At 73.5% G+C, this 23,065-nt stretch carries 19 protein-coding genes; 7 read left to right on the top strand and 12 right to left on the bottom strand.

Translation table 11 applies throughout. From position 1 onward, the window contains the following. Positions 1-10: 10 nt before the first annotated feature. Genes tsaD through tsaB form a run of 3 tightly spaced genes read right to left on the bottom strand, consistent with a single transcriptional unit; the run spans position 11 to position 2,248 of the window. Positions 11-1,057, bottom strand: coding sequence for a tRNA (adenosine(37)-N6)-threonylcarbamoyltransferase complex transferase subunit TsaD (tsaD, locus tag O7629_RS31015; protein WP_278173765.1), 1,047 nt, complete (start codon positions 1,055-1,057; stop codon positions 11-13). After that, positions 1,050-1,502 carry a ribosomal protein S18-alanine N-acetyltransferase gene (gene rimI, locus O7629_RS31010; protein ID WP_278174749.1) on the bottom strand — a complete coding sequence of 151 codons (453 nt, stop codon included), beginning with the start codon at positions 1,500-1,502 and terminating at the stop codon, positions 1,050-1,052. The genes tsaD and rimI overlap by 8 nt, the downstream gene beginning before the upstream one ends. 17 nt (positions 1,503-1,519) lie before the next feature. Beyond that, positions 1,520-2,248: a tRNA (adenosine(37)-N6)-threonylcarbamoyltransferase complex dimerization subunit type 1 TsaB gene (tsaB, locus tag O7629_RS31005; RefSeq protein ID WP_278173763.1), complete on the bottom strand. Its 729-nt coding sequence runs from the start codon at positions 2,246-2,248 to the stop codon at positions 1,520-1,522. Between the two features lie 374 nt (positions 2,249-2,622). Between tsaB and O7629_RS31000 the strand changes: the two genes are divergently transcribed. Next, entirely contained in the window at positions 2,623-3,345 is a 723-nt protein-coding gene (locus tag O7629_RS31000) for a helix-turn-helix transcriptional regulator (RefSeq protein WP_278173761.1), read from the top strand. A gap of 4 nt (positions 3,346-3,349) precedes the next feature. Here O7629_RS31000 and ung read toward each other — a convergent pair whose 3' ends face one another. The 5 genes from ung to O7629_RS30975 all read right to left on the bottom strand — a co-directional run bounded on the left by ung (position 3,350) and on the right by O7629_RS30975 (position 8,506). Beyond that, complete coding sequence (gene ung, locus O7629_RS30995; protein ID WP_278173760.1) at positions 3,350-4,054, bottom strand: uracil-DNA glycosylase; 705 nt, start codon at positions 4,052-4,054, stop codon at positions 3,350-3,352. A 93-nt stretch (positions 4,055-4,147) separates the two neighbouring features. After that, on the bottom strand, positions 4,148-4,654 hold the full coding sequence (gene tsaE, locus O7629_RS30990) for a tRNA (adenosine(37)-N6)-threonylcarbamoyltransferase complex ATPase subunit type 1 TsaE (protein ID WP_278173758.1): 507 nt from the start codon (positions 4,652-4,654) through the stop codon (positions 4,148-4,150). Further along, positions 4,651-5,739, bottom strand: a complete 1,089-nt coding sequence (locus tag O7629_RS30985; RefSeq protein ID WP_278173756.1) for an alpha/beta hydrolase — start codon at positions 5,737-5,739, stop codon at positions 4,651-4,653. Before O7629_RS30985 ends, tsaE begins: the two co-directional genes overlap by 4 nt. Next, the gene (gene alr, locus O7629_RS30980; RefSeq protein WP_278173754.1) at positions 5,736-6,854 is read right to left on the bottom strand and encodes an alanine racemase; all 1,119 of its coding nucleotides are present in this window, start codon (positions 6,852-6,854) and stop codon (positions 5,736-5,738) included. Before alr ends, O7629_RS30985 begins: the two co-directional genes overlap by 4 nt. Positions 6,855-6,955: 101 nt before the next feature. Next, positions 6,956-8,506, bottom strand: coding sequence for an NAD(P)H-hydrate dehydratase (locus O7629_RS30975; protein WP_278173753.1), 1,551 nt, complete (start codon positions 8,504-8,506; stop codon positions 6,956-6,958). A 185-nt stretch (positions 8,507-8,691) separates the two neighbouring features. Between O7629_RS30975 and O7629_RS30970 the strand changes: the two genes are divergently transcribed. Continuing rightward, complete coding sequence (locus O7629_RS30970) at positions 8,692-9,012, top strand: hypothetical protein (protein WP_278173752.1); 321 nt, start codon at positions 8,692-8,694, stop codon at positions 9,010-9,012. After that, positions 9,009-10,613, top strand: coding sequence for an alpha/beta hydrolase (locus tag O7629_RS30965; RefSeq protein WP_278173751.1), 1,605 nt, complete (start codon positions 9,009-9,011; stop codon positions 10,611-10,613). The genes O7629_RS30970 and O7629_RS30965 overlap by 4 nt, the downstream gene beginning before the upstream one ends. On the opposite strand, the gene glmS is transcribed toward O7629_RS30965, so the two are convergent. After that, the gene (gene glmS, locus O7629_RS30960; protein WP_278173749.1) at positions 10,600-12,540 is read right to left on the bottom strand and encodes a glutamine--fructose-6-phosphate transaminase (isomerizing); all 1,941 of its coding nucleotides are present in this window, start codon (positions 12,538-12,540) and stop codon (positions 10,600-10,602) included. The two genes, O7629_RS30965 and glmS, sit on opposite strands and share 14 nt — an antisense overlap. 150 nt (positions 12,541-12,690) lie before the next feature. Between glmS and O7629_RS30955 the strand changes: the two genes are divergently transcribed. Beyond that, the gene (locus tag O7629_RS30955) at positions 12,691-13,899 is read left to right on the top strand and encodes a pyridoxal phosphate-dependent aminotransferase (protein ID WP_278173748.1); all 1,209 of its coding nucleotides are present in this window, start codon (positions 12,691-12,693) and stop codon (positions 13,897-13,899) included. Positions 13,900-13,944: 45 nt separating this feature from the next. On the opposite strand, the gene glmM is transcribed toward O7629_RS30955, so the two are convergent. The 3 genes from glmM to rplM form a co-directional block, all read right to left on the bottom strand. After that, complete coding sequence (glmM, locus tag O7629_RS30950; protein ID WP_278173746.1) at positions 13,945-15,309, bottom strand: phosphoglucosamine mutase; 1,365 nt, start codon at positions 15,307-15,309, stop codon at positions 13,945-13,947. A gap of 210 nt (positions 15,310-15,519) precedes the next feature. Beyond that, entirely contained in the window at positions 15,520-16,002 is a 483-nt protein-coding gene (rpsI, locus tag O7629_RS30945) for a 30S ribosomal protein S9 (protein ID WP_278173744.1), read from the bottom strand. 20 nt (positions 16,003-16,022) lie between these two features. Continuing rightward, a complete protein-coding gene (gene rplM, locus O7629_RS30940; RefSeq protein WP_123606095.1) occupies positions 16,023-16,466 on the bottom strand; it encodes a 50S ribosomal protein L13 in 444 nt (147 codons plus the stop codon). A 420-nt stretch (positions 16,467-16,886) separates the two neighbouring features. Between rplM and O7629_RS30935 the strand changes: the two genes are divergently transcribed. From O7629_RS30935 to nirB, 3 genes are read left to right on the top strand one after another with little or no spacing between them, the layout of a single operon-like run. Next, entirely contained in the window at positions 16,887-19,034 is a 2,148-nt protein-coding gene (locus O7629_RS30935) for a molybdopterin oxidoreductase family protein (protein ID WP_278173741.1), read from the top strand. Next, positions 19,031-20,488, top strand: coding sequence for an FAD-dependent oxidoreductase (locus O7629_RS30930; RefSeq protein ID WP_278173740.1), 1,458 nt, complete (start codon positions 19,031-19,033; stop codon positions 20,486-20,488). Before O7629_RS30935 ends, O7629_RS30930 begins: the two co-directional genes overlap by 4 nt. Continuing rightward, complete coding sequence (gene nirB, locus O7629_RS30925; RefSeq protein ID WP_278173739.1) at positions 20,485-23,064, top strand: nitrite reductase large subunit NirB; 2,580 nt, start codon at positions 20,485-20,487, stop codon at positions 23,062-23,064. Before O7629_RS30930 ends, nirB begins: the two co-directional genes overlap by 4 nt. Position 23,065 lies beyond the last annotated feature (1 nt).

Below are 23,065 nucleotides of genomic sequence, written 5' to 3'. Positions count from 1 at the left end.
TCGCCGGACATTACACGCTCACCGTGGTCAACGGCAGCGCGGAGTCGGCCGGCAGGTCCAGCCGGCTGGCCGGTACCCCGGCGGCGACCAGATGCGAACCGAGCGCCGCGACCATCGCGCCGTTGTCGGTGCAGAGTTTCGGCCGGGGCACCCGGACCCGGATCCCGTACCGCGCGCAGCGTTGCTCGGCCATCGCCCGCAGCCGCGAGTTGGCCGCCACCCCACCACCGATGACCAGGGTCTCGACGCCTCGGTCCCGGCAGGCGTCGACCGCCTTGGCGGTCAGCACGTCACAGACTGCCTCCTGGAACGACGCGGCGACGTCCGCCACCGGCACCGGCTCACCGGCCCGTTCCCGGGCCTCGACCCAGCGGGCCACCGCGGTCTTCAGCCCGGAGAAGGAGAAGTCGAACCGGTGCGCGGCGAGGTCCTTCGGCGCGGTGAGTCCACGGGGGAACGCGATCGCCGCGGCGTCACCGTCGCGGGCCGACCGGTCGATCGGCGGCCCGCCGGGGAACGGCAGGCCGAGCAGCCGGGCCACCTTGTCGAACGCCTCGCCGGCGGCGTCGTCGATGGTGGCGCCGAGCGGGGTGACCCCGGCGGTCAGGTCGTCGACCAGCAGCAGCGACGAGTGCCCGCCGGAGACCAGCAGGGCGATCGCCGGCTCCGGCAGCGGACCGTGTTCCAGGGTGTCGACGGCCACGTGGGCGGCGAGGTGGTTGACGCCGTACACCGGCTTGTCGGTGGCGATCGCGTAGCCCTTGGCCGCCGCGACACCGACCAGCAGGGCACCGGCCAGACCGGGGCCGGCGGTCACCGCGATCGCGTCGATGTCGGCCAGGGTTACGCCGGCGTCGTCGAGGGCCCGGCGCATCGTCGGCACGATCGCCTCCAGGTGGGCCCGGCTGGCCACCTCCGGCACCACGCCGCCGAACCGGGCGTGTTCGGCCACGCTGGAGGCCAGCGCGTCGGCGAGCAGTGTGTGCCCGCGGACGATGCCGACCCCGGTCTCGTCGCAGGAGGTCTCGATCCCGAGGACCAGAGGTTCGTCAGCCATCTCGCATCATCACCAGAGCGTCGGTGTTGCTGGGTTGGTAGTAGCCACGGCGTACGCCGACCGGTTCGAAACCGTACGCCGCGTACAGCCGCTGCGCGGGTGCGTTGTCCACCGCGACTTCCAGGAAGGTCCGGCCGGCCCCGCGCCGGGTGGCTTCGTCGAGCAGCCCGACCAGCAGGGTCCGGCCCACGCCGCGCCGTTGGTGGTCCCGGCGTACCGCGACGTTCTGCACCCAGGCCTCGTCGGGTGTCGCCGGGTCGCCGGCCAGTGCCAGCCCGGCGTACCCGGCCAGCCGGTCGGTGCCGTCGACGGCGGCCAGGTAGTGGTGCCCGTTGGCCAGCTCGTTCCAGAACATCTCGGCCGACCACTGTTCGGCACCGAACAGGTCGGCTTCGATCGGTACCGCCTGTTCGATGTGCCACCAGCGGAACCGGACGGTCCGCAGTTGCCCACCGACCTGGGTCACTGGAGCACCGGTTTGCGTCCGGCCGCCGCGACGGCGTCGGGCCGGCGCAGGTAGCAAGGGGTCAACGGCTCGGTGGGCGCGGCGGTGCGGACCCGGTCGGCCGCCAACCGCGCCAGCGGCAGCGCGTCCGGGTAGCGGGGCTCGGGTCGCACCGGTACGCCGAGCAGTTCGGCGTACCGCAGGGCGCCGTCGCCGACTGCCGTGGTGACGCCGAGACCTGCCAGGGCCTCGGCGACGGCGGCCGGCGCCCCGACTGCCGGGTCGGTGAGCCGCCGACCGTCGGCGGCGTACACCGCCCAGTAGATCTCCCGGCGCCGCGCGTCGGTGGCGGCCAGCACCCGGCCGGTCGCGGCGTCGCTGCCGGCGAGGTCGTCGCTGGCGAGGTCGGTGCCGGCGAGGTCGGTGCCGGCGGCGTGGCCGAGCGCGTCGAGGGAGTTGACGCCGTACGTCGGGATGTCGAGGGCGTGCGCCACGCTGGCGGCGGTGACCAGACCGACCCGCAGTCCGGTGAACGGCCCGGGGCCGAGCCCGGCCACCACTGCGGTCAGGTCCGCCGCCGCCGCGCCGGACTCGGTCAGGCAGGCGGCGATCTGCGGGGAGAGCAGCTCGCCGTGCGCCCGCGCGTCGACCGTACGTCGGCTGGCCAGCAGACGTACGTCGTCGGTGATCTCGGCCAGCGCGGCGGTCACCGCGGGAGTCGACGAATCCAGCACCAGTACCAGCACGGTATGCACCCTAACCGGACACCGCGGCCGGCTCCTGGCTGCCCTCGGCGCGCCCGTGGTCGGGTCGCCCCACACCCCCCGCGACCCCCGCGACCCCCGCGACCCCCGCGACCCGCGTGTCGCGCGTATCGCCCGCCACTCATACTCTCCGGACCTGATGCCACACGTGCATCTTGATGCCACACGTGCATCAAGCCTGGAGAGAGACCATGTCCCCCGCGCCGGACCTGGCCCGGTCCGGTCCGAGTCCGGTCCGAGTCCGGTCCGAGTCCGGCCGCCCGGGGAGTCCAACCAGCCGGTCACGCGCCGCCGGTCGGGAACCGGACATCCGTCGAGGATGGACATCATCGGTACCGGACAGGGAGCATCAGCGAATGGAATCGTCGACCCGGCTCGGCGGGGAGGTCGGCCGGCTGCTGCGGCAGGAACGCGAACTCCGCCGGCTGACCCAGCGGGATCTGGCCACGGCCACCGGAATCGCGCAAACCACCGTGGCCAGGGTCGAGTCCGGTCACCGGGGCGCGGCGCTGCCACTGGTCGAGCGGTTGTTCGCGGCGCTGGGCCGGCAACTCGTGGTCGGAGTCGAGGACCTCGACGAGGACGTGGACCGGCAGATAGCGCAACTCGCCGACCGCGGGATCGATGACCGGCTCCTGGACACCGACGTCGAGCGGTTCCGCCGCCACGTCGACGGAATCAGCTACGTCTTCGACGGTCCGACCGCCGCACTGCTGCAGGGCGCGCCGGTGCCGGCACCCGGGGTGCACGTGGCCCTGCTCTGGTCCGAGGCGGACGCCATCACCGAATGGCTGACCGGCCGGTACGCGAGCCGGTGGATGGACCGCTGGCAGGAGTACCGGCACATTCCGGTCGATCCACGCGAGCCGTATCCACTCCGGTGGCAGACGATAGCCGGTGAGATCCACGCCCGGATGTGCGACAAACTCCCCGAGTCGATCGACGTACGGCACGGCGAGCGGCACTACCCGGTGGTGCCGCTGGCCGAGCTGGCGATCGCCGATCCGGGCGTCGCCCGGCTACTGGACCGGCACCGGGCGGGCCGCAGCGGTCAGCCGGTACCGGGGCGCGGCGGTTGACCGGTCAGCCGGCCACCGGCTGATCGGCACCACCGGTCCGGCTCCAGTCGATGCCGGGCAGGCCGGCGTCGGCAAGCGCCTTGTCGGTGGCGCTGAACGGCCGGCTGCCGAGAAAGCCCCGCGGGTTCATCGGGCTGGGGTGGCCGGCCTCCAGCACGACGTGCCCCGGGTTGGTGATCAGCCCGCGCTTCTTGCGGGCGTAGCCGCCCCACAGCAGGAAGACGACCCGCTGGTCACGGGCGTCGAGCGCGGCGATCGTGGCGTCGGTGAACTCCTCCCAGCCCTTGCCGGCGTGTGAGCCGGGCCGGCCCTGCCGCACGGTGAGCACCGCGTTGAGCAGCAGCACCCCCTGGGCCGCCCAGCCGGTCAGGTCACCGCTGCGCGGCATCGGCACACCGACATCGGTGCCCAACTCCTTGAAGACGTTGCGCAGCGACGGCGGCACCGATACCCCGTCGCGGACGCTGAAGCTCAGCCCGTGGGCCTGCCCGGCCCGGTGGTACGGGTCCTGGCCGAGGATCAGCACCCGGCACTGCTCCGGCGGGCACAGCCGGTACGCGGTGAACAGGTCCTCCACCGGCGGGTACACCGTCTGGTCGGCGTACTCGTCGGCGACGTACCGGCCGAGCGCGGCGGTGCCGGCCGGGTCCAGGTGCGGGGTGAGCGCGGTGGCCCAGGCAGGAGGCAACATGGCCAGCAGGTCGAGCATCTCGGGAGCCTTTCGTCACGCCTCGGTGGTGGCCGCCGCCCGTCCTCATGGAGAGCTGCGCGCCGTCCGGCACTCTACGGGTGGCCTACGACATCACCGTCCAGCATGGCCGGCCGGCTGGTCCAGCGCGGCGAGCCGGCCCGACCAGCCGGGGCCCAGCCCGGTCACCTCGGCGGTCCGGGAGTCGTCCTCGGCCCGGTGCATGCGGACCAGCAGGTGCGCCTCGGCGAGCTGCTCGACCATCCCCTCGCCCCACTCGACGACGGTGACCGCCCGGTCCATGTCGGCGTCCAGGTCGAGGTCGTCGATCTCGGCCCGCGGGTCGGGCGCGTCGCCGAGCCGGTACGCATCGGCGTGCACCAGGGTGAGCGTGCCGCCCCGGGCCGGATCCGGCTGGTGCACCCGGGCGATGACGAAGGTCGGCGAGGTGACGTCGCCGCGTACCCCGAGGCCGTCGCCGATCCCCTGCACCAGCGCGGTCTTGCCGGCACCGAGCGGACCGGTCAGCACCACCAGGTCGCCCTGGCGCAGCAGCCGGCCGAGACGGCGGCCGAGGTCGTGGGTGTCGGCCAGTTCGGGTAGCGGGATCCGGACGGTCATCGGGTGATTTTCGCAAGGAACGCGAACAGCGCCGCGTTGACCCGGTCGGCGTGTTCCAGCATCACCACGTGCCCACCGTCGGGGATCCTCACGTAGTCGGCGTCGGGCAGCCGACGCAGGATCTCCTCCGAGTGGGTCACCGGGGTGATCATGTCCTTGTCGCCGACGATGACCAGGGTGGGGCTGCTCTCCAGGACCGCGAGCGCCGGGTACCGGGAGTGGGTCAGCAGGGTCCGCACGTATCGGGTGACGGTCTCCGCCGAGGTCCGCGAGTTCATCCGCTCCACGTAGCTGACCAGCGCCGGGCTGGGCCGGGCGGTGCCGAAGCCGTACTGGCGGGTCAGCAGCCAGGCGAGATCGGCGGTGGCCACCCGCAGCCGGTCGATCACTGGACCGGTCAGCCGGGTGGCGTTGTTGACCAGCATCAGCAGCGGCGAGCCGGCCCGGCTGAGGATCGCCGGCAGACCGAGCCGGGCCTCGTCGACCAGACTGCCCGAGGTCGCCATCAGTACGGTGCCGACCACCCGGTCGCGGAACAGCTCCGGATGCCGTTGCGCCAGGGCCATGATGGTCATGCCGCCCATCGAGTGTCCGACCAGGATCAACGGGCCGTCGCCGGCGGCCTGCTCGATGACCGCCCGCAGCGTCTCACCGAGCGCGTCGATCTCGTAGTCGCCGGACTCCAGCCGGCCGGAGCGGCCGTGGCCGGGCTGGTCGTAGCAGACCAACCGGTACTCTCCCCGCCGGGTCAGCTCCCGGCGCTGGAAGTGGAAGGTCCCCATGTCCAGGCAGTAGCCGTGCACGAAGACGATGGTCGGCCGCAGCGGTGCCGCGTCGTCCGGCTCGACGATCTCCACGTAGACGTCGGTGCCGTCGGCAGCGGTGACCACCCGGGTCTCGTCGTAGGGCAGCTCGCCGAAGGGTTCGTCGGCGTACCGGTCCGCCACCTCCCGCTTGAGTCGGCGCACCAGGGCGCGTTCGACGGTGACCGTCGCGGTCACCCCGGCAGCCGCGACGCCGATGGCCGCGCCGACGATGCCGGCGGTCCGGGCCACCTTCTGCGCACCGGCCCGCTGCCCGCTCATGGCCGGCTGTCCTGGTAGATCCGGGGCACCCGGGGACTACCGAACCGGGTGACGATCTCGTAGTTGATGGTGCCGACCGCGTCGGCCCAGTCGTCGGCGGTCGGGCCGCCGTCGCGTCCGTCACCGAACAATGTGGCCACCTCCCCAGCGTTGATCTCGTCGTCGCCGCAGTCGAGCACGATCTGGTCCATGCACACCCGGCCGGCGATCCGGCGCGTCCGGCCGCCGAGGCGCACCGGCCCGGTGTTGGACGCGTGCCGGGGCACACCGTCGGCGTAGCCGAGCGGCACCACGGCCAGGGTGCTCTCCCGTTCGGTGTGGTAGGTGTGCCCGTAGGAGACGCCCTGCCCAGCGGGGACCCGTTTGACCAGCATCACCCGGGCACGGACGGTCATCGCCGGTCGCAGACCGAAGGTCTCGCCCGGCACCGGGGACAGCCCGTAGCAGGCGATACCGGGCCGGACCAGGTCGAAGTGGGTGTCCGGCCGGGTCAGGGTGGCCGCCGAGTTGGCCAGGTGCCGGTAGCGGGGTCGCAGCCCGTACCGGCCGGCCACCGCGAGCCCGTCGTGGTACGCCGCCAGCTGCCGGTCGATGGTGGCGTGCCCGGGCGCGTCGGCGAAGACGAAGTGGCTCCACACCCCGACCACCTCGACGGTGCCGTCGGACTGTGCCTTGGCGGCCGCCTCGACCAGCTCTGGCCAGTCGTCGCCGGTGGCCCCACCCCGGGACAACCCGGTGTCGATCTTGAGATGCAACCGGGCCGGCCGGCCGGCGAGTCGGGCAGCGGCGACGGCCTCGGACAGCAGGGCGCGGCTGCCGACGCCGAGGTCGACGTCGGCGGCGACCGCGTCGTGCAGGGGCAGTCCGGGGCTGAGCAGCCAGGCCAGCACCGGCCCGGTCAGTCCGGCACCGCGCAGCTCCAGCGCCTCACCGAGGGTGCAGACGCCCAGCCAGTCCGCTCCGGCGTCGAGGGCGGCCCGGGCCGCCGGCACCATGCCGTGGCCGTACCCGTCGCCCTTCACCACCGCCATCAGCTCGGCGCTGGTGCCGGCCCGCAGCCGGGCCACGTTCTCCCGGATCGCGTCCAGGTCGACCCGCACCTCTGCCTGCCACATGAGGCCAGCCTACTGACCGGTCACCTGATCGGGCAGGTTCCCGGCTGGTCAGATCGGCACCCGACCGGGTCAGATCATCGTCACCCACCGGAAGGGCACCGTCACCCACCGGTCAGGTCGGCCACCACCGGGCGCAGCGCGGCGGCCACCTCGACCGCGGTGACCGGACCGCTGCGGGCGGCGGCCCGGCCGGCCAGGCCGTGCACGTACGCGGCGGCCAACGCCGCCCGCTGCGGGTCCAGCCCGGCGGCGAGCAGCGAGCCGAGCAGGCCGGCCAGCACGTCGCCGGTGCCGCCGGTGGCCAGCGCCGGGGTGCCGGTGGCGTTCACGTACGCCCGTCCGTCCGGGGCGGCGACCACCGTACGGTCGCCTTTGAGCAGGACGGTCGCCCGCATCCAGGCGGCCAGCCGCAGCGCGGCCCCGACCCGGTCGTCGCCGGGTGGCTGGCCGGCGAGCCGGGCGAACTCCCGGTCGTGCGGGGTGATCACGGTGGGTGCCTGCCGGCCGCGCAGCTGCTCCGCCCAGCTGCCGTCGACCAGCATGGTCAACGCGTCGGCGTCCAGCACCACCGGCACCGGCGCGGCCAGCACCGACCGCAGCTCGGTCACGGCGTGTTCCCCGCCGCCCAGCCCGGAGCCGCACACCCAGGCCTGCACCCGGCCGGCGTCGGCGACCCGACCGGTGGCGATCACCGAGGGGTACCGGTCCAGCACCTGGGTGGCGGCGCTGCCGGCGTACCGGACCAGGCCGGTCGGGCCGGCGACCGCCCCGCCGACGGAGAGCACCGCCGCGCCCGGATAGGTCGCCGATCCGGTCGCCACCCCGACGACTCCCCGGGTGTACTTCTCGGCGGCCGGGGCCAGCGTCGGCCACCAGGCTGACACGTCGTCGCGACCGGGCACCTCGAACGCGGGTGTGCCGCGCAACCACGGTCGCAGGCCGATGTCGACCAGCTCCACGTGGCCAGCGCGGACGGCGGCCGGGCCGACCATCAGGGCCGGCTTCAGGCATCCGAAGGTGACGGTGACGTCGGCTCGTACGGTGTCCGTCCCGGCCGCGGCGGCTCCGGCCCCGGTAGCTCCGGACCCGGCGAGGCCAGCTCCGGTCGACGGCACCGCGGCGCCGTCGGGCACCCCGCCGGTGTCGACCGCCACGCCGCTGGGCACGTCCACCGCGACCAGCACCGGCCGACCGCCACGTGCCGAAGTGAGCTCGCCGGCCCGGGCGAGCGCACCGGCGGCCGGCTCCCGCAGCCCGCCGGTGCCGCCGATACCGACGATCCCGTCCAGGATCAGGTCCGCGTGCCGGCCGGCACCGTCGGCGGTCCGACCGTCGGCCGCCCGGCCGCCAGCGGCCCGTAGCGCGGCGAGCCCGCCGCTGTGGGCCCGGTCCGGTCGCAGCAGCCAGGCGGTGACCCGGGCACCCCGGCGGGCCAGCCGGGCTCCGGCGTACAGCGTGTCACCGCCGTTGTCGCCCGAGCCGACCAGCAGCAGCACCTCGGCACCGTAGACCCCGCCGCGCTCGGCGAGCAGGGTGGCGCACCTGCGGGCCAGGCCGGCGGCGGCCCGGTGCATCAATGTCCCCGGTGGAACGGTCGCCATCAGCGCCTGCTCGGCGCTGCGGACGTCGGACACCCGCCACACCTGGATCATTCGCGTACCTCCACCGCGCCGCTTCGTCGCTCACCACCCACGGTCACCCTACCGGCGGTGGGGACCGGCGGGACGGTAACCGCTGCGCCGATTGTCCACAGGGTCCCCCGCCACGCTGTCGGTTCCGGATAGCGTCTGCCCATCGACGCATGCCGACGGAGGCGACATGGGCGAACGGAGGCGACATGGGTGAACTGCCAGGCAACGACGTGGGCCCGGCCGGCGGCGGGCCGCTGCGGGTGCGGCCGGCCGTGCTGCACGACGCCGCCGACCGGTTGACCGGGCTGGCCCACCGGCTGGCCCACGGGCTCGCCGGCCAGCCGGAGCTGACCGTCGCCGCGCCGGGCTGGGCAGCGGCCGACCTGCTGGTCGCGGTGGAGGCCGCGGTGCACCGGCAGGTGAGCCGGGCCGGCGCGGACGCGGCCGCCACCGGGCAGGCGCTGGCCAGGGCCGCCGACGAGTACGACGCCGCCGACTGGCGGGCGGTCCACCGGCTGGCCGGGTGATCACGTACCGGCAGCTGTGGCGGGCCGACCCGGCGGCCTGGCAGCGGGCCGCGTACGGCTGGCGGCGGCGGCAACCAGCGGTCGAGCGGCGGGCCGCCGAGGTGGCCGGGGCGGCCGGGGCGCTGCGCGCCGGCTGGTCCGGCCCGGCGGCGACCGCCGCCGACACCCGGTTGGCCGGCCTGGGTGACCGGTTGGACGCCGTCGGCCCGGCGCTGTGCGTCGTCGACCAGATCCTCAGCCGGTACGCCGAGCAGCTGGCCCGGGCCAAGGCGGTGCTCGCCGACTGGGTCGCCACGGCGGGGGTGCTCGGTCTGTCGATCGACCGGGACGGTCGAGTCAGCGTGGACCCGGCGGTGACCCGCCCGGACGCGCCGACCCTGGCCGGTGCCCGCCGGGTGGCCGCCGGCGTCGCCGACGCCCTTGCCCTGGCCACCGAGGCGGACGTCGACGCGGCCCGCCGGCTCGACGCGGCCGCCACCGCCGCAAGCCAGGGCTGGCCGGCCCGCCCGCCGGCGACGCGGCCGCCGCCGTCGGCCGCGCCGGCGACGGTGCGGGCCTGGTGGGCCGGGCTGGACGACGCGCAGCGGCGCTGGTTGATCCGGCACGAGCCGGCCCGGGTCGGTCGGTGGGACGGTCTGCCGGCGGCCGTTCGGGACCAGGCGAACCGGCTGCTGCTGGGTCGGCAGCGGACGGCGTTGCTGGCCGAACGGGCAGCGCTGCTGGACAGCACGGACCCGACGGCGGTGCCGCGGCTGCGCCGGCTGGATGGGCTGATCGCCGGGTTGGCCACGGTCGACGACCGGCTCGCGTCCCCGACCGGCCCGCGGGCCTACCTGCTGGCGCTGGACGGCGGTGCCGGCCGGCCGGGTGATCCGTCGGCTCCCGCCTCGACCGGCCGGGTGATCCTCGCGCTGGGCGATCCCGATCAGGCCCGACGGGTGCTGACCCACGTGCCGGGGATGGGCAGCGGTCTCGACCGGGTCGGCGGCGAACTGGTCCGCACCGAGCAGGTGCTGCGACGTTGCCAGCAGTTGGCTCCGCAGGAGTCGACCGCCGCCGTGTTGTGGCTGGACTACGCGGCGCCGGCGTTTGTCGACGAGGCGGCCAGCGCCGCCCCGGCGCGGGCCGGGGCCGCCGATCTGCGCCGGTTCCAGGAAGGTCTGGGCGTCAACCGCGACGGCGACCCGGGCGGGCTGACGGTGCTCGGGCACAGCTACGGCTCGCTGGTGGTGGGTACGGCGGCGCAGGCACCCGGCCTGGCCGCCGACAACCTGATCTTCGTCGGTTCGCCCGGGGTGGGGGTGGATCGGGTGGGCGAGTTGGCGGTGCCGGCCGACCGGGTGTGGGCCACCACCGCCGACAACGATGTCATCCGCCGGGCGACCTGGCCGCAGCTGTGGCCGGGCGACCGGCTGTGGCACGGCGAGGACCCGAGCGGCGAGGACTTCGGTGCCCGGGTCTTCACCGGTGACGCGTCGGGGCATCTGGGCTACTGGGCCGGGGACAATCCGGCGCTGGACTCGATGGCCCGGATCGTGCTCGGCGTCGACCACCCGGCTGGCGACCGCCCCGGCACGGGCGCGGCGGTCACTCCACGGTGACCGACTTCGCCAGGTTCCGGGGCTGGTCGACGTCGTGTCCCCGGGCGGCGGCGATCTCGCAGGCGAGCACCTGCAGCGGCACCGTGGTCAACAGCGGGGCCAGTAGCGTCGGGGTGCGCGGTACGTAGATCAGATCGTCGGCGTACGGCGCCACGGCGGTGTCGCCCTCCTCGGCGATCACCACGGTACGGGCGCCCCGGGCCCGCACCTCCTGGATGTTCGACACGATCTTGTCGTGCAGCATGCCCCGGCCGGCCGGTGAGGGCACCACGCAGACCACCGGGGTGCCCTGGTCGATCAGCGCGATCGGGCCGTGCTTGAGCTCGCCGGCGGCGAAGCCCTCGGCGTGCATGTAGGCGAGCTCCTTGAGCTTGAGCGCGCCTTCGAGGGCGACCGGGTAGCCGACGTGCCGGCCGATGAACAGCACCTGGTTGGCGGTGGCGAGGTCCCGGGCGAGCTGGCGGACCGGTTCCATCGAGTCCAGCACCTGCCGCAGCTTGTCCGGCATCTCCTGCAGCTGGCTGACCACGGCGGCCACCTCGTCGGCGTACTTGATGCCGCGCACCTGGGCCAGGTGCAGGCCGATCAGGTAGCAGGCCACCAGCTGGGTGAGGAACGCCTTGGTGGAGGCGACCGCGATCTCCGGGCCGCTGTGGGTGTACAGCACCGCGTCGGACTCGCGCGGAATGGTGGAACCGTTGGTGTTGCAGATCGCCAGCACCCGGGCCTTCTGCTCCTTGGCGTGGCGCAGCGCCATCAGGGTGTCCATCGTCTCGCCGGACTGGGAGATCGCCACCACCAGGGTGGACCGGTCCAGCACCGGGTCCCGGTAGCGGAACTCGCTGGCCAGCTCCACTTCGCACGGGATCCGGGTCCAGTGTTCGATGGCGTACTTGGCGACCATCCCGGAGTGGTACGCCGTACCGCAGGCGACGATGAAGACCTTGTCGGCGTCGCGCAGGTCCTGGTCGGTGAGGCGGACCTCGTCCAGCATGATCTCGCCGGTCTCGGTGAGCCGGCCGAGCAGCGTGTCGGCGACCGCCTGCGGCTGCTCGGCGATCTCCTTGAGCATGAAGTAGTCGTAGCCGCCCTTCTCGGCGGCGGAGGCGTCCCAGTCGATGTGGAAGTCGCGGCCGAGCGCCGGCGCGCCGGAGAAGTCGGTGATCTCGATGCTGTCCGGGGTGATCAGGACGACCTGGTCCTGACCGAGCTCGACGGCGTCGCGGGTGTGCTCGATGAACGCGGAGACGTCGCTGGCCAGGTAGTGCTCGCTTGGGCCGCGACCGACCACCAGCGGGGAGTTGCGCCGCGCTCCGACCACCGCGTCCGGGATGCTGGCGTCCACCGCGAGCAGGGTGAACGCGCCTTCGAGGCGTTGACACACCCGACGCATCGCGGCGGCCAGCAGCCGCGGCCCCTCCGGCTCGCCGGCGGCCCGCAGGTCGGCCAGCGCGGCGGCGAGCAGGTGGGCGGCGCATTCGGTGTCGGTGTCGCTGACGAACTCGACCCCGTCGGCTTCGAGCTCGGCGACCAGCTTGGCGAAGTTCTCGATGATCCCGTTGTGGATCACCGCGATCCGGCCGTCCCGGGACACGTGCGGGTGGGCGTTGCGGTCGGTCGGTCCGCCGTGGGTGGCCCACCGGGTGTGGCCGATGCCGGCGGTGCCGTCGCCGATGCCGACCGGGGCCGGGCAGCCGGTGCCGTCGGCCGTCGTGGTGTCACCGGCCGTGCCGGTGCCGAACCGCTCGTCGCCGAGCGCCTTCTCCAGGTTGGCGAGTTTGCCGGCCCGCTTCTCGGTGCGCAGTTCGTCGTCACAGACGATCGCCACGCCGGCCGAGTCGTAGCCCCGGTATTCGAGCCGCCGGAGCCCGTCCAGCACGATGCCCAGCGCCGGCCGCGTGCCGACGTACCCCACGATTCCACACATGGGTCGTAGCCTAACCCACGATCGCTCATCGGCTGTGCGCATAACCCCAGCAATCAATCAAGCACGCTGAGCAGTAACCGACCAAACCCGCCTTATGGTGCAAAGTACGGGTGCCGTCATCTGTTTCGATGGACCGCATAAAGTGGCGAGGTGGTCACCTCCCCCGGCGCCCCCGCCGACATCGACCCCCTGGTCCGCCGCATGCGCCCGTTCGGCACGACGATTTTCGCCGAGATGTCCGCTCTTGCCGTCCGCACCGGCGCGGTCAACCTCGGCCAGGGCTTCCCGGACACCGACGGGCCCACCGTGATGCTGACCGCCGCCACCGAGGCGCTGCGCAACGGCCACAACCAGTACCCACCAGGTCCTGGCATTCCGGCGCTGCGCACCGCCGTCGCCCGCAACCAGCAGCGCTTCTGGGATCTCGACTACGACCCGGAGACCGAGGTCCTGATCACCGCCGGCGCGACCGAGGCGATCACCGCCGCCATCCTCGCGCTGTGCGAGCCGGGCGACGAAGTCGTCTGCTTCGAGCCCTACTACGACTCGTACGCGGCCGCGATCGCGCTCGCCGGAGCGGTCCGCCGGCCGGTCACCCTACGTCCCGACGGGGACGGCCGGTACGCCTTCGACCCCGCCGCGCTGCGCGCCGCGGTCGGGCCGAGGACCCGCCTGGTGCTGCTCAACTCCCCGCACAACCCGACCGGCAAGGTCTTCACCGTCGCCGAGCTCACCGCGATCGCCGCGATCTGCCAGGAGCACGACATCTGGGCGGTCACCGACGAGGTCTACGAGCACCTCGTCTTCACCGACGCCGACACCCCGCACGTCCCGCTCGCCACCCTGCCCGGGATGCGAGACCGGACGCTGCGCATCTCGTCGGCCGGCAAGACCTTCTCCTGTACGGGCTGGAAGATCGGCTGGGTCAGTGGGCCGGCCGCGTTGGTCTCCGCCACCGCCCGGGTCAAGCAGTTCCTCACCTACGTCAACGGTGGGCCGCTGCAGCCGGCCGTCGCGGTGGCGCTGGACCTGCCGGACAGCTACTACACCGGGCTGCGGCAGAGCATGCAGGCGCAGCGCGACCAGCTGGTGGCCGGGCTGTCCGAGGCCGGATTCCGGGTGTTGGTGCCCGAGGGCACCTACTTCGCCACGGCCGACATCAGCGCGCTTGGCGGCACCGACGGGATCGAATTCTGCCTGTCCCTACCGGAGCGCTGTGGCGTGGTCGCGGTACCGACCCAGGTGTTCTACGACGAGCCGGACGCCGGGCGACTGCTGGTCAGGTTCGCCTTCTGCAAACGTCCCGAGGTCCTCGCCGAAGCCAGCCGGCGGCTGGCCGGCCTGCGACCGGCCGGCTGACCGGTCCGGCCGGACCGGGTTCAGGCCGGGCGGGCCGGACCGGGTTCAGGCCGGGCTGGCCGCGCGGACGGCAGCGGCGATCCGCTCGGCGACCGAGCGGGCGGTCTCCACCGTCGCCGCCTCGACCATCACCCGGACCAGTGGCTCGGTGCCGGACGGGCGCAGCAGCACCCGCCCGGTGCCGCCCAGCTCGGCCTCGGCCTGCTCGGCGGCGGCCCGTACCGCCGGGTCTCCGGCGCCGGCGACCCGGTCGCCGACCGGCACGTTGATCAGCACCTGGGGCAGCTTGGTGATGGCGGCGGCCAGGCCGGCCAGCGAGGATCCGGTGGCCGCCATCCGGGACATCAGCTGCAGCCCGGTGAGCACCCCGTCGCCGGTGGTGGCGTAGCTGGGCATCACGATGTGCCCGCTCTGCTCACCGCCCAGCGCCAGCCCGCTGGCCCGCAGCTCCTCCAGCACGTACCGGTCGCCGACCTTGGTCTCGACCAGCTTGATGCCCTCCCGGGACATGGCCAGTCGCAGACCGAGGTTGCTCATCACGGTGGCCACCAGGGTGTCGGCGGTCAACGTGCCGGCGTCGCGCATGGCCAGCGCCAGGATCGCCATGATCTCGTCGCCGTCCACCTCGGTGCCGTCGGCGGTCACCGCCAGGCACCGGTCGGCGTCGCCGTCGTGGGCCAGCCCAAGATCGGCACCGTGTTCGAGTACGGCGGCCCGGACCACATCGAGGTGGGTCGAGCCGCAACCGTCGTTGATGTTGAGCCCGTTCGGCTCGGCGTTGATCGCGATGACCTCCGCGCCGGCCTCCCGGTAGGCGACCGGGCCGACCTCGGCCGCCGCCCCGTTGGCGCAGTCGACCACCACCCGCAGCCCGTCGAGCCGGTGGTCGACCGTGCCGACCAGATGCCCGACGTAGTGCTCGGCCCCGTCCAGCAGGTCACTCACCCGGCCGATCCCGGCCCCGGTGGGCCGCCGGCGGCCGGTGGACCCGTCGCCCTCGATCGCCGCGCCGATCGCGGCCTCGATCCTCATCTCGAGATCGTCCGGCAGTTTGTGCCCACCGGCGGCGAACAGCTTGATGCCGTTGTCCGGCATCGGGTTGTGCGACGCGGAGAGCATCACCCCGAAGTCGGCCTTGGTCTCGCCGACCAGAAACGCGACACCGGGGGTCGGTAGCACACCGACCCGCAACACGTTCGCGCCGGCGCTGGTCAGCCCGGCCACCACGGCGGCCTCCAGCATCTCGCCGCTGGCCCGCGGGTCGCGGCCGACCACGGCCAGCGGCTGACGGCTCGGATCCCGCTCGGCCAGGGTGTGCGCGGCGGCGACCGCGACCGCCAGCGCCAGCTCCGGGGTGAGATCGGCGTTGGCCCGCCCGCGTACGCCATCGGTGCCGAACAGCCGCGCCATACCTGTCATCCTCCGATGGTCCCGCTAATGGTGCCGCTCCGCCGCCCCGTCGGGGGTAGGGATCCGCCCCGCTGCGATGGCGAGCGGGCCGGCAACCGATGAAGATACTGCCGATGAACGGAAGAATCCGCATCAACTAGACAAAAAAGCACGGACGGCCGAGAAACCCCACGAAGGAGGTGTCCCAGCCGTCCGTTCAGCCGTGTCGGACTAGCGCTTCGAGTACTGCGGAGCCTTACGGGCCTTCTTCAGGCCGTACTTCTTGCTTTCCTTGACCCGGTCGTCGCGGGTGAGGAAACCCGCCTTCTTCAGCGCCGGACGGTCGTCGCCGTCGTTGGCGCACAGCGCCCGGGCGATGCCCAGCCGCAGCGCACCCGCCTGGCCGGTGATGCCGCCGCCGCGCAGGTTGGCGATCACGTCGAACGCCTCGGCCTTCTCGGCCGTCACCAGCGGCTCCCGGATCAGCTGCTGGTGCACCTTGCTCGGGAAGTACTCCTCGAGCTCGCGACCGTTGCAGGTGATCTTGCCGGAGCCGGGGACGATCCGCACCCGGACGATGGCTTCCTTACGCCGCCCAACGGTCTGGATCGGGCGCTCGCCGCGCGGCGCGCGCACCACTGGCGCGGGCGTCACGGCGGTGGCCGGCTCGGTCTCGGCAACGGCGACCGGGCTGGCCTCGGTGGTGTCGGTCATGCTGGTTCCTTCGCCCGCGCTCACTGCGCGATCTGCTTGATCTCGAACGGCACCGGCTGCTGCGCGCCGTGCGGGTGCTCGGCGCCGGCGTAGACCTTGAGCTTGCGGATCAGCTTGGCACCGAGCTTGTTGTGCGGCAGCATGCCCTTGACGGCCAGCTCGATCGCCCGCTCGGGGCGCTTGGCCAGCAGCTCGTCGTAGCCGACCTGCTTCAGCCCGCCGGGGTACCCGGAGTGCCGGTAGGCCACCTTGGTGTGCCGCTTGTTGCCAGTCAACGCCACCTTGCCGGCGTTGACGACGATGACGAAGTCACCGGTGTCGACATGCGGCGCGAAAGTCGGCTTGTGCTTGCCGCGCAGCAGCGTGGCGGCGTGGGTGGCCAGGCGGCCCAGCACGACGTCAGAGGCGTCGATCACATGCCACTGACGCTCGATCTCACCCGGCTTCGGGCTGTACGTACGCACAGGTCTACCTTGTCTCGTCGTCGGTCTGGGGTCGCGCGTCGGTCGTCAGGTAACGCGCGGGCCGTCGGGGCGACCCGGAACCGGGCGACCTGGCAGAGAACGCGCGCGCGAACGACAAGCATACCCCGGCTGACCTGGCACCATCGGACGGGGCCTCCCGCAGACGGTGAGCTGCATCCACGGATGGTGACCTGGGACGGTGACGGGTCTGGCGAGGGACGCCCCTCGGTTGTCGCACAACAGCAGGCGACGATACCCGCTGCCCGGCACGCCGGTCAAAACGGCTGGTCGGCACGGTACGCCGGAGGTCCCAGCAGATGGGCTGGCTAACCCCCTGACAACGGTCCGTGTGAGCTGCTCTTAGCAGGCTGGAAACAATCGGGACGTCGCGGTGAAATCGCCCCCCGGCACGCTTCGCACATGCCAGGCAGCGTGCAGGTGACCATCGGGCCGACCGGCGGATCCGTCGACCGGACCGTGGCCACCCACTGCCCGTACTGCGCCCTGCAGTGCGGCATGCGGCTGCGCGCGAGCGCCGACGGCGGCGTGCAGGTGCTGCCCCGGCAGTTTCCCACCAACCAGGGCGGGCTCTGTCAGAAAGGCTGGACCGCTGCCGAGCTGCTCGACCACCCGCAGCGGCTGACCACCCCGCTGGTCCGTGACCGACCGGGGGCCGAGCTGCGGCCGGCCAGCTGGGACGAGGCGCTGGACCGGATCGTCGCCGACGTCACCGGCATTCAGCAGGCACACGGCCGCGACGCGGTCGCGATGTTCGGCGGCGGCGGGCTCACCAACGAGAAGGCGTACGCGCTGGGCAAGTTCGCCCGGGTCGCGCTGCGTACCCGCAACATCGACTACAACGGCCGGTTCTGCATGTCCTCGGCGGCCGCCGCCGGGATCCGGGCCTTCGGCGTCGACCGTGGTCTGCCGTTCCCGATGGCCGACGTCGGCACCGCCGACACCCTGCTGCTGGTCGGCGCGAACGTGGCCGAGACGATGCCGCCGTTCGCCCGCTACCTGACCGAGATGAAACAGCGCGGCGGTACGTTGATCGTGATCGACCCCCGCCGCACCGCCACGGCCCGCCTGGCCGACCTGCACCTGCAGCCCACCCCCGGCACCGACCTCGCGGTGGCCAACGCGCTGCTGCACGTCGCGCTGCGAGAGGGCTGGGTGGACCAGACCTACGTCACCGAGCGGACCACCGGCTTCGACACCGTCCGGGCCACCGTCGCCGGCTACTGGCCGGCCCGGGTGGAACGGCTCACCGGCGTACCGATCGGCGATCTGGAGGCGGCGGCGCGGGCGCTGGCCGGCGGCGACCGACGCGCGACCGACGCCCCGCCCGCGAAGGTCGTCATCCTCACCGCGCGCGGAGCCGAACAGCACGCCAAGGGCGTCGACACGGTCAGCGCCTACGTCAACCTGGCGCTCGCCCTCGGACTGCCCGGCCGACCCGGCTCCGGATACGGCTGCCTGACCGGCCAGGGCAACGGTCAGGGTGGCCGGGAGCACGGTCAGAAGGCCGACCAGCTGCCCGGCTACCGGCGCATCGACGACCCGGCGGCGCGGGCACACGTGGCCGGGGTGTGGGGCGTCGACCCGGCCGACCTGCCCGGGCCGGGGGTTTCCGCGTACGAGCTGCTGGACGCGCTCGGCACCCCGGCCGGGCCGAAGGCGTTGCTGGTCTTCGGCTCCAACCCGGTGGTCTCCGCCCCCCGCGCCGGCCGGGTCCAGCGCCGGCTGGCCGATCTGGACCTGCTGGTCGTCGCCGACTTCGTGCTCTCCGAAACGGCGGCCATGGCCGACGTGGTGCTGCCCACCGCCCAGTGGGCCGAAGAGGACGGCACCATGACCAACCTGGAGGGCCGGGTGCTGCGCCGGCACGCGCTGCGGCCGCCCCCGCCCGGCGCCCGCACCGACCTGGCCGTCCTGGCCGACCTGGCGCAGCGGCTCGGCTGCCCGGCCGGGCAGTTCCCGGCCGACCCCGCCGAGGTCTTCACCGAGCTACGCCGGGCCTCGGCCGGCGGGGTCGCCGACTACGCCGGGGTCACCTGGGAGCGGATCGACGCCGCCGACGGGGTCTTCTGGCCCTGCCCGGACCCGGACCGGCCGGACACCCCACGGATGTTCACCGAACGGTTCGCCACCCCGGACGGGCGGGCCCGGTTCGTGCCGGTGGAGCACCGGGCCGCCGCCGAGGAGGTCTGCGCCGACTACCCGCTCTACCTGACCACCGGCCGGGTGCTGGCCCAGTACCAGTCCGGTGCGCAGACCCGCCGGATCGCGCCGCTGCGCGGCGCCGCCCCGGAGGCCTTCGTGGAGCTGCACCCGGACCTGGCCGCCCGGCTCGGCGTCGCCGACGGCGACCCGGTCACGGTGACCAGCCGACGCGGCGAGATGCGCGCCCCGGCCCGACTGACCGAGTCGATCCGCCCGGACACCGTGTTCGCCCCGTTCCACTGGGGTGGCGCGGGGCGGATCAACTCGGTCACCAACGACGCGTTGGACCCGACATCCCGGATGCCCGAGTTCAAGATCTGTGCGGTCAGGGTGGAGCGAGCGTGAACCGTATCGTCATCGTCGGCCACGGCATGGCCGGTGCCCGGCTCGCCGCCGAGCTGCACGCCCGGCGCGGCGACTACAAGATCACCGTGTACGGGGCGGAGCGGCACCGGGCGTACAACCGGATCATGCTGTCGAACCTGCTCGCCGGCCGGGCCGACGAGCTGGACGTCACGCTCACCGAGGCCGCCGGGCACGGCATCGACGTGCGGTCCGGGTTGGCGGTGACCGCGATCGAGCCGGCCACCCGGACGGTGCGCACCGCCGACGGCACCGCCACCGAGTACGACCACCTGGTGCTCGCCACCGGCAGCCGGGCCGTGGTCCCCGACCTGCCCGGCCTGACCGGTGCCGACGGCCCGGCGGGGTTGCCCGACCGGGTCGCGGTGTTCCGGACCCTGGACGACTGCCGGCGGATCCTCGCCGCCGCAGCCGGTGCCCGCACCGCGCTGGTGCTCGGCGGCGGCCTGCTCGGGCTGGAAGCCGCCCGTGGGCTCGCCGCACGCGGACTGGACGTACGGGTGGTACACAAGGTCGGTCAGCTGATGGAGCGTCAACTCGACGCCACCGCCAGCGCGGTGCTCGCCCGTACCCTGGCCGGCCTCGGCGTCGGCACCGAGCTGGCCGCCGCCGCCGAGTCGGTCACCGCCACCACCGACGGGGTACGGCTGCGGCTCGGCGACGGCCGGGAGCTGGACGCCGACCTGCTGGTGCTGGCCTGCGGTGTCCGGCCGGACACCGACCTGGCCCAGCGGGCCGGGCTACGGGTCGGGCGCGGTGTGATGGTCGACGACCGGATGGCCACCAGCGACCCGCGCATCTGGGCGATCGGGGACTGCGCCGAACACGACGGCGTCGTTACCGGGCTGGTCGCCCCCGCCTGGGAACAGGCCCAGGTGCTGGCCCGGGTGCTGGCCGGCGACGACCCGGGTGCCCGCTACCGGCCACTGCCGACGGTGACCCGGCTCAAGGCCGCCGGCATCGACCTCGCCGCGATGGGCGACACCCGGCCGGGCGCCGACGGGCAGACCGAGGAGCTCAGCTTCGCCGACCCGGCCCGCGGCACGTACGCCCGGCTGCTGATCCGCGACGACCGGCTGACCGGGGCGATCATGCTCGGCGACAACCCGGCCGTCGGCACCGTCATCCAGCTGTTCGACCGGGGCGGTCCGGTGCCGGCCGACCGGCGGGCGCTGCTGCTCGGCCGGTCGGTCGGCGGCACCGTCGCGGCGCCGGCGACCAGTCCGGCACTGATGCCGGACGCGGCGACCGTCTGCCAGTGCAACACGGTCAGCAAGGGGGCGCTGGTGCGCTGCTGGCGCGCCGGTGCCCGGTCGGTCGCCGAGGTGGTCGCCGCCACCCGGGCCACCACCGGCTGTGGCAGTTGCACCGACGCGGTCACCGGCATCGTCGACTGGCTCTCATCTGTGGATTCCGACGTGGAGGTACCAGCGTGAACCGGTTGATCGTCATCGGCAACGGCATGGTCGGGCAGCGCCTGGTCGAAGCGGTCCGCTCCCGCGACACCGGCGGCGAATGGCAGGTCACGGTGCTCGCCGAGGAGTCGCGGCCGGCGTACGACCGGGTCCGGTTGTCGGCCTTCTTCGACGGTGTCGGGCCGGACGAGTTGAGCGTGCACACCCCGGACGACGGGGTGGACCTGCGGCTGGCCGAGCCGGCCCGGCGGATCGACCGGGACCGCCGGGTGGTCGTCACCGACCACGGCGAGTACGGCTACGACGCGCTGGTGCTGGCCACCGGCTCGTACCCGTTCGTCCCGCCGATCGACGGCGCACACCGCCCCACCGACGGCGCCAGCGGCGGCGACCTGCGCGACGGGGTGTTCGTCTACCGGACGCTGGACGACCTGGTCGCCATCCGCGACTTCGCCACCGATCCGGCCGCCGGCCGGCGGGTCGGCACGGTGATCGGCGGCGGCCTGCTCGGCCTGGAGGCCGCCAACGCGCTGCGGCTGCTCGGCCTGCGTACCCACGTGGTGGAGTTCGCGCCCCGGCTGATGCCGGTCCAGATCGACGAGGCCGGCGGGGCGATGCTGCGCCGCTACGTCGAGGACCTCGGCGTCGACGTGCACCTGGGGACCGCGACGTCGGCGATCCGCACCGGGCCGGACGGCACCCCGCACGGGGTCGCCCTCACCGACGGCACCGAACTGGAGACCGACCTGGTCGTCGTCGCCGCCGGCATCCGGCCCCGCGACGACCTGGCCCGCGCCGCCGGGCTGGCCGTCGGCGAGCGCGGCGGGGTGACCGTCGACGCCACCTGCCGGACCAGCGACCCGCACATCTGGGCGGTCGGCGAGTGCGCCGCGGTCAGCGTCGACGGCGAACCGGGCCGCTGCTACGGGCTGGTCGCCCCCGGCTACGCGATGGCCGAGGTGGTCGCCGACCGGCTACTCGGCGGCACCGCCGCCTTCCCCGGCGCGGACACCTCCACGAAGCTCAAACTGCTCGGGGTGGACGTGGCGTCGTTCGGCGACGCGCACGGCGCCACCCCCGATTGTCTGGACGTCACCTTCACCGACCCGGCCACCCGGGTCTACGCCAAGCTGGTGCTCTCCGACGACGCGCGCACCCTGCTCGGCGGGGTGCTGGTCGGCGACGCGACGGCGTACCCGACGTTGCGGGCCAGCGTCGGCGGGCCGCTGCCGGGCCCGCCGCTGGCGCTGCTCGCCCCGGCCGGCTCCGACGGTGCCGCCGGCGGCGCCGGCATCGACGCGCTGCCCGGCAGCGCCCAGGTCTGCTCCTGCAACGCGGTCACCAAGGATCAGATCCTCGGCGCGATCGGCGAAGGCTGCACCGACGTCGCCGGGATCAAGGCGTGCACCCGGGCCGGCACCAGCTGCGGGTCCTGCGTACCGATGCTCAAGCAGTTGCTGTCCGTCGCCGGGGTGGCCCAGTCGACGGCGCTGTGCGAACACTTCGACCACAGCCGCCAGGAGCTGTTCGACATCGTCCGGGTACGCGGCATCCGGACCTTCTCCCAGCTGGTCGCCGAGCACGGTCGGGGCCGGGGCTGCGACATCTGCAAGCCGGTGGTCGCCTCGATCCTCGCCTCGCTGGGCAACGGCTACGTGCTCGACGGCGAGCAGGCCACCCTGCAGGACACCAACGACCACTTCCTGGCCAACATCCAGCGCGACGGCACCTACTCGGTGGTGCCGCGGATACCCGGTGGGGAGATCACCCCGGAGAAGCTGATCGTGATCGGCGAGGTGGCCCGGGACTTCAACCTCTACACGAAGATCACCGGTGGGCAGCGGATCGACCTGTTCGGTGCCCGGGTGGAGCAGTTGCCGAAGATCTGGCGGCGGCTGGTCGACGCCGGCTTCGAGTCCGGTCACGCCTACGGCAAGGCGCTGCGGACGGTGAAGTCCTGCGTCGGCTCCACCTGGTGCCGCTACGGGGTGCAGGACTCGGTCGGCCTGGCGGTCGCCCTGGAGCTGCGCTACCGGGGGCTGCGCGCCCCGCACAAGATCAAGTCTGCGGTATCCGGCTGCGCCCGGGAGTGCGCCGAAGCTCGCAGCAAGGACTTCGGCATCATCGCCACCGACGTCGGCTGGAACCTCTACGTCGGCGGCAACGGCGGCTTCCGGCCCCGGCACGCCGACCTGTTCGCCAGCGACCTGTCCACCGAGGAGCTCGTCCGTACCATCGACCGGTTCCTGATGTTCTACATCCGCACCGCCGATCGGCTGCAACGCACCGCGGCCTGGATCGAGGCCATGGACGGCGGCCTGGACCACCTGCGATCGGTGATCGTCGACGACTCGCTCGGGCTGGCGGCCGAGCTGGACGAGGCGATGGCCCGGCACGTCGAGTCCTACTCGGACGAGTGGCGGGACACGATCGACGACCCGGAGCGGCTACGCCGCTTCGCCTCCTTCGTCAACGCACCCGACACCCCGGACCCGTCGATCACCTTCGAGGTCGAGCGGGGCCAGCCGGTGCCGGCCCTGGGCGAGCGCCGGCCCGTCGCGCTCGGTCTCCCGACAACCCTGGAGGTACGCCGATGAG

Source organism: Solwaraspora sp. WMMD792 (assembly GCF_029626105.1).
In the GTDB taxonomy this organism is placed as follows: domain Bacteria; phylum Actinomycetota; class Actinomycetes; order Mycobacteriales; family Micromonosporaceae; genus Micromonospora_E.
This window is presented reverse-complemented; position numbering and strand designations above follow the sequence as displayed.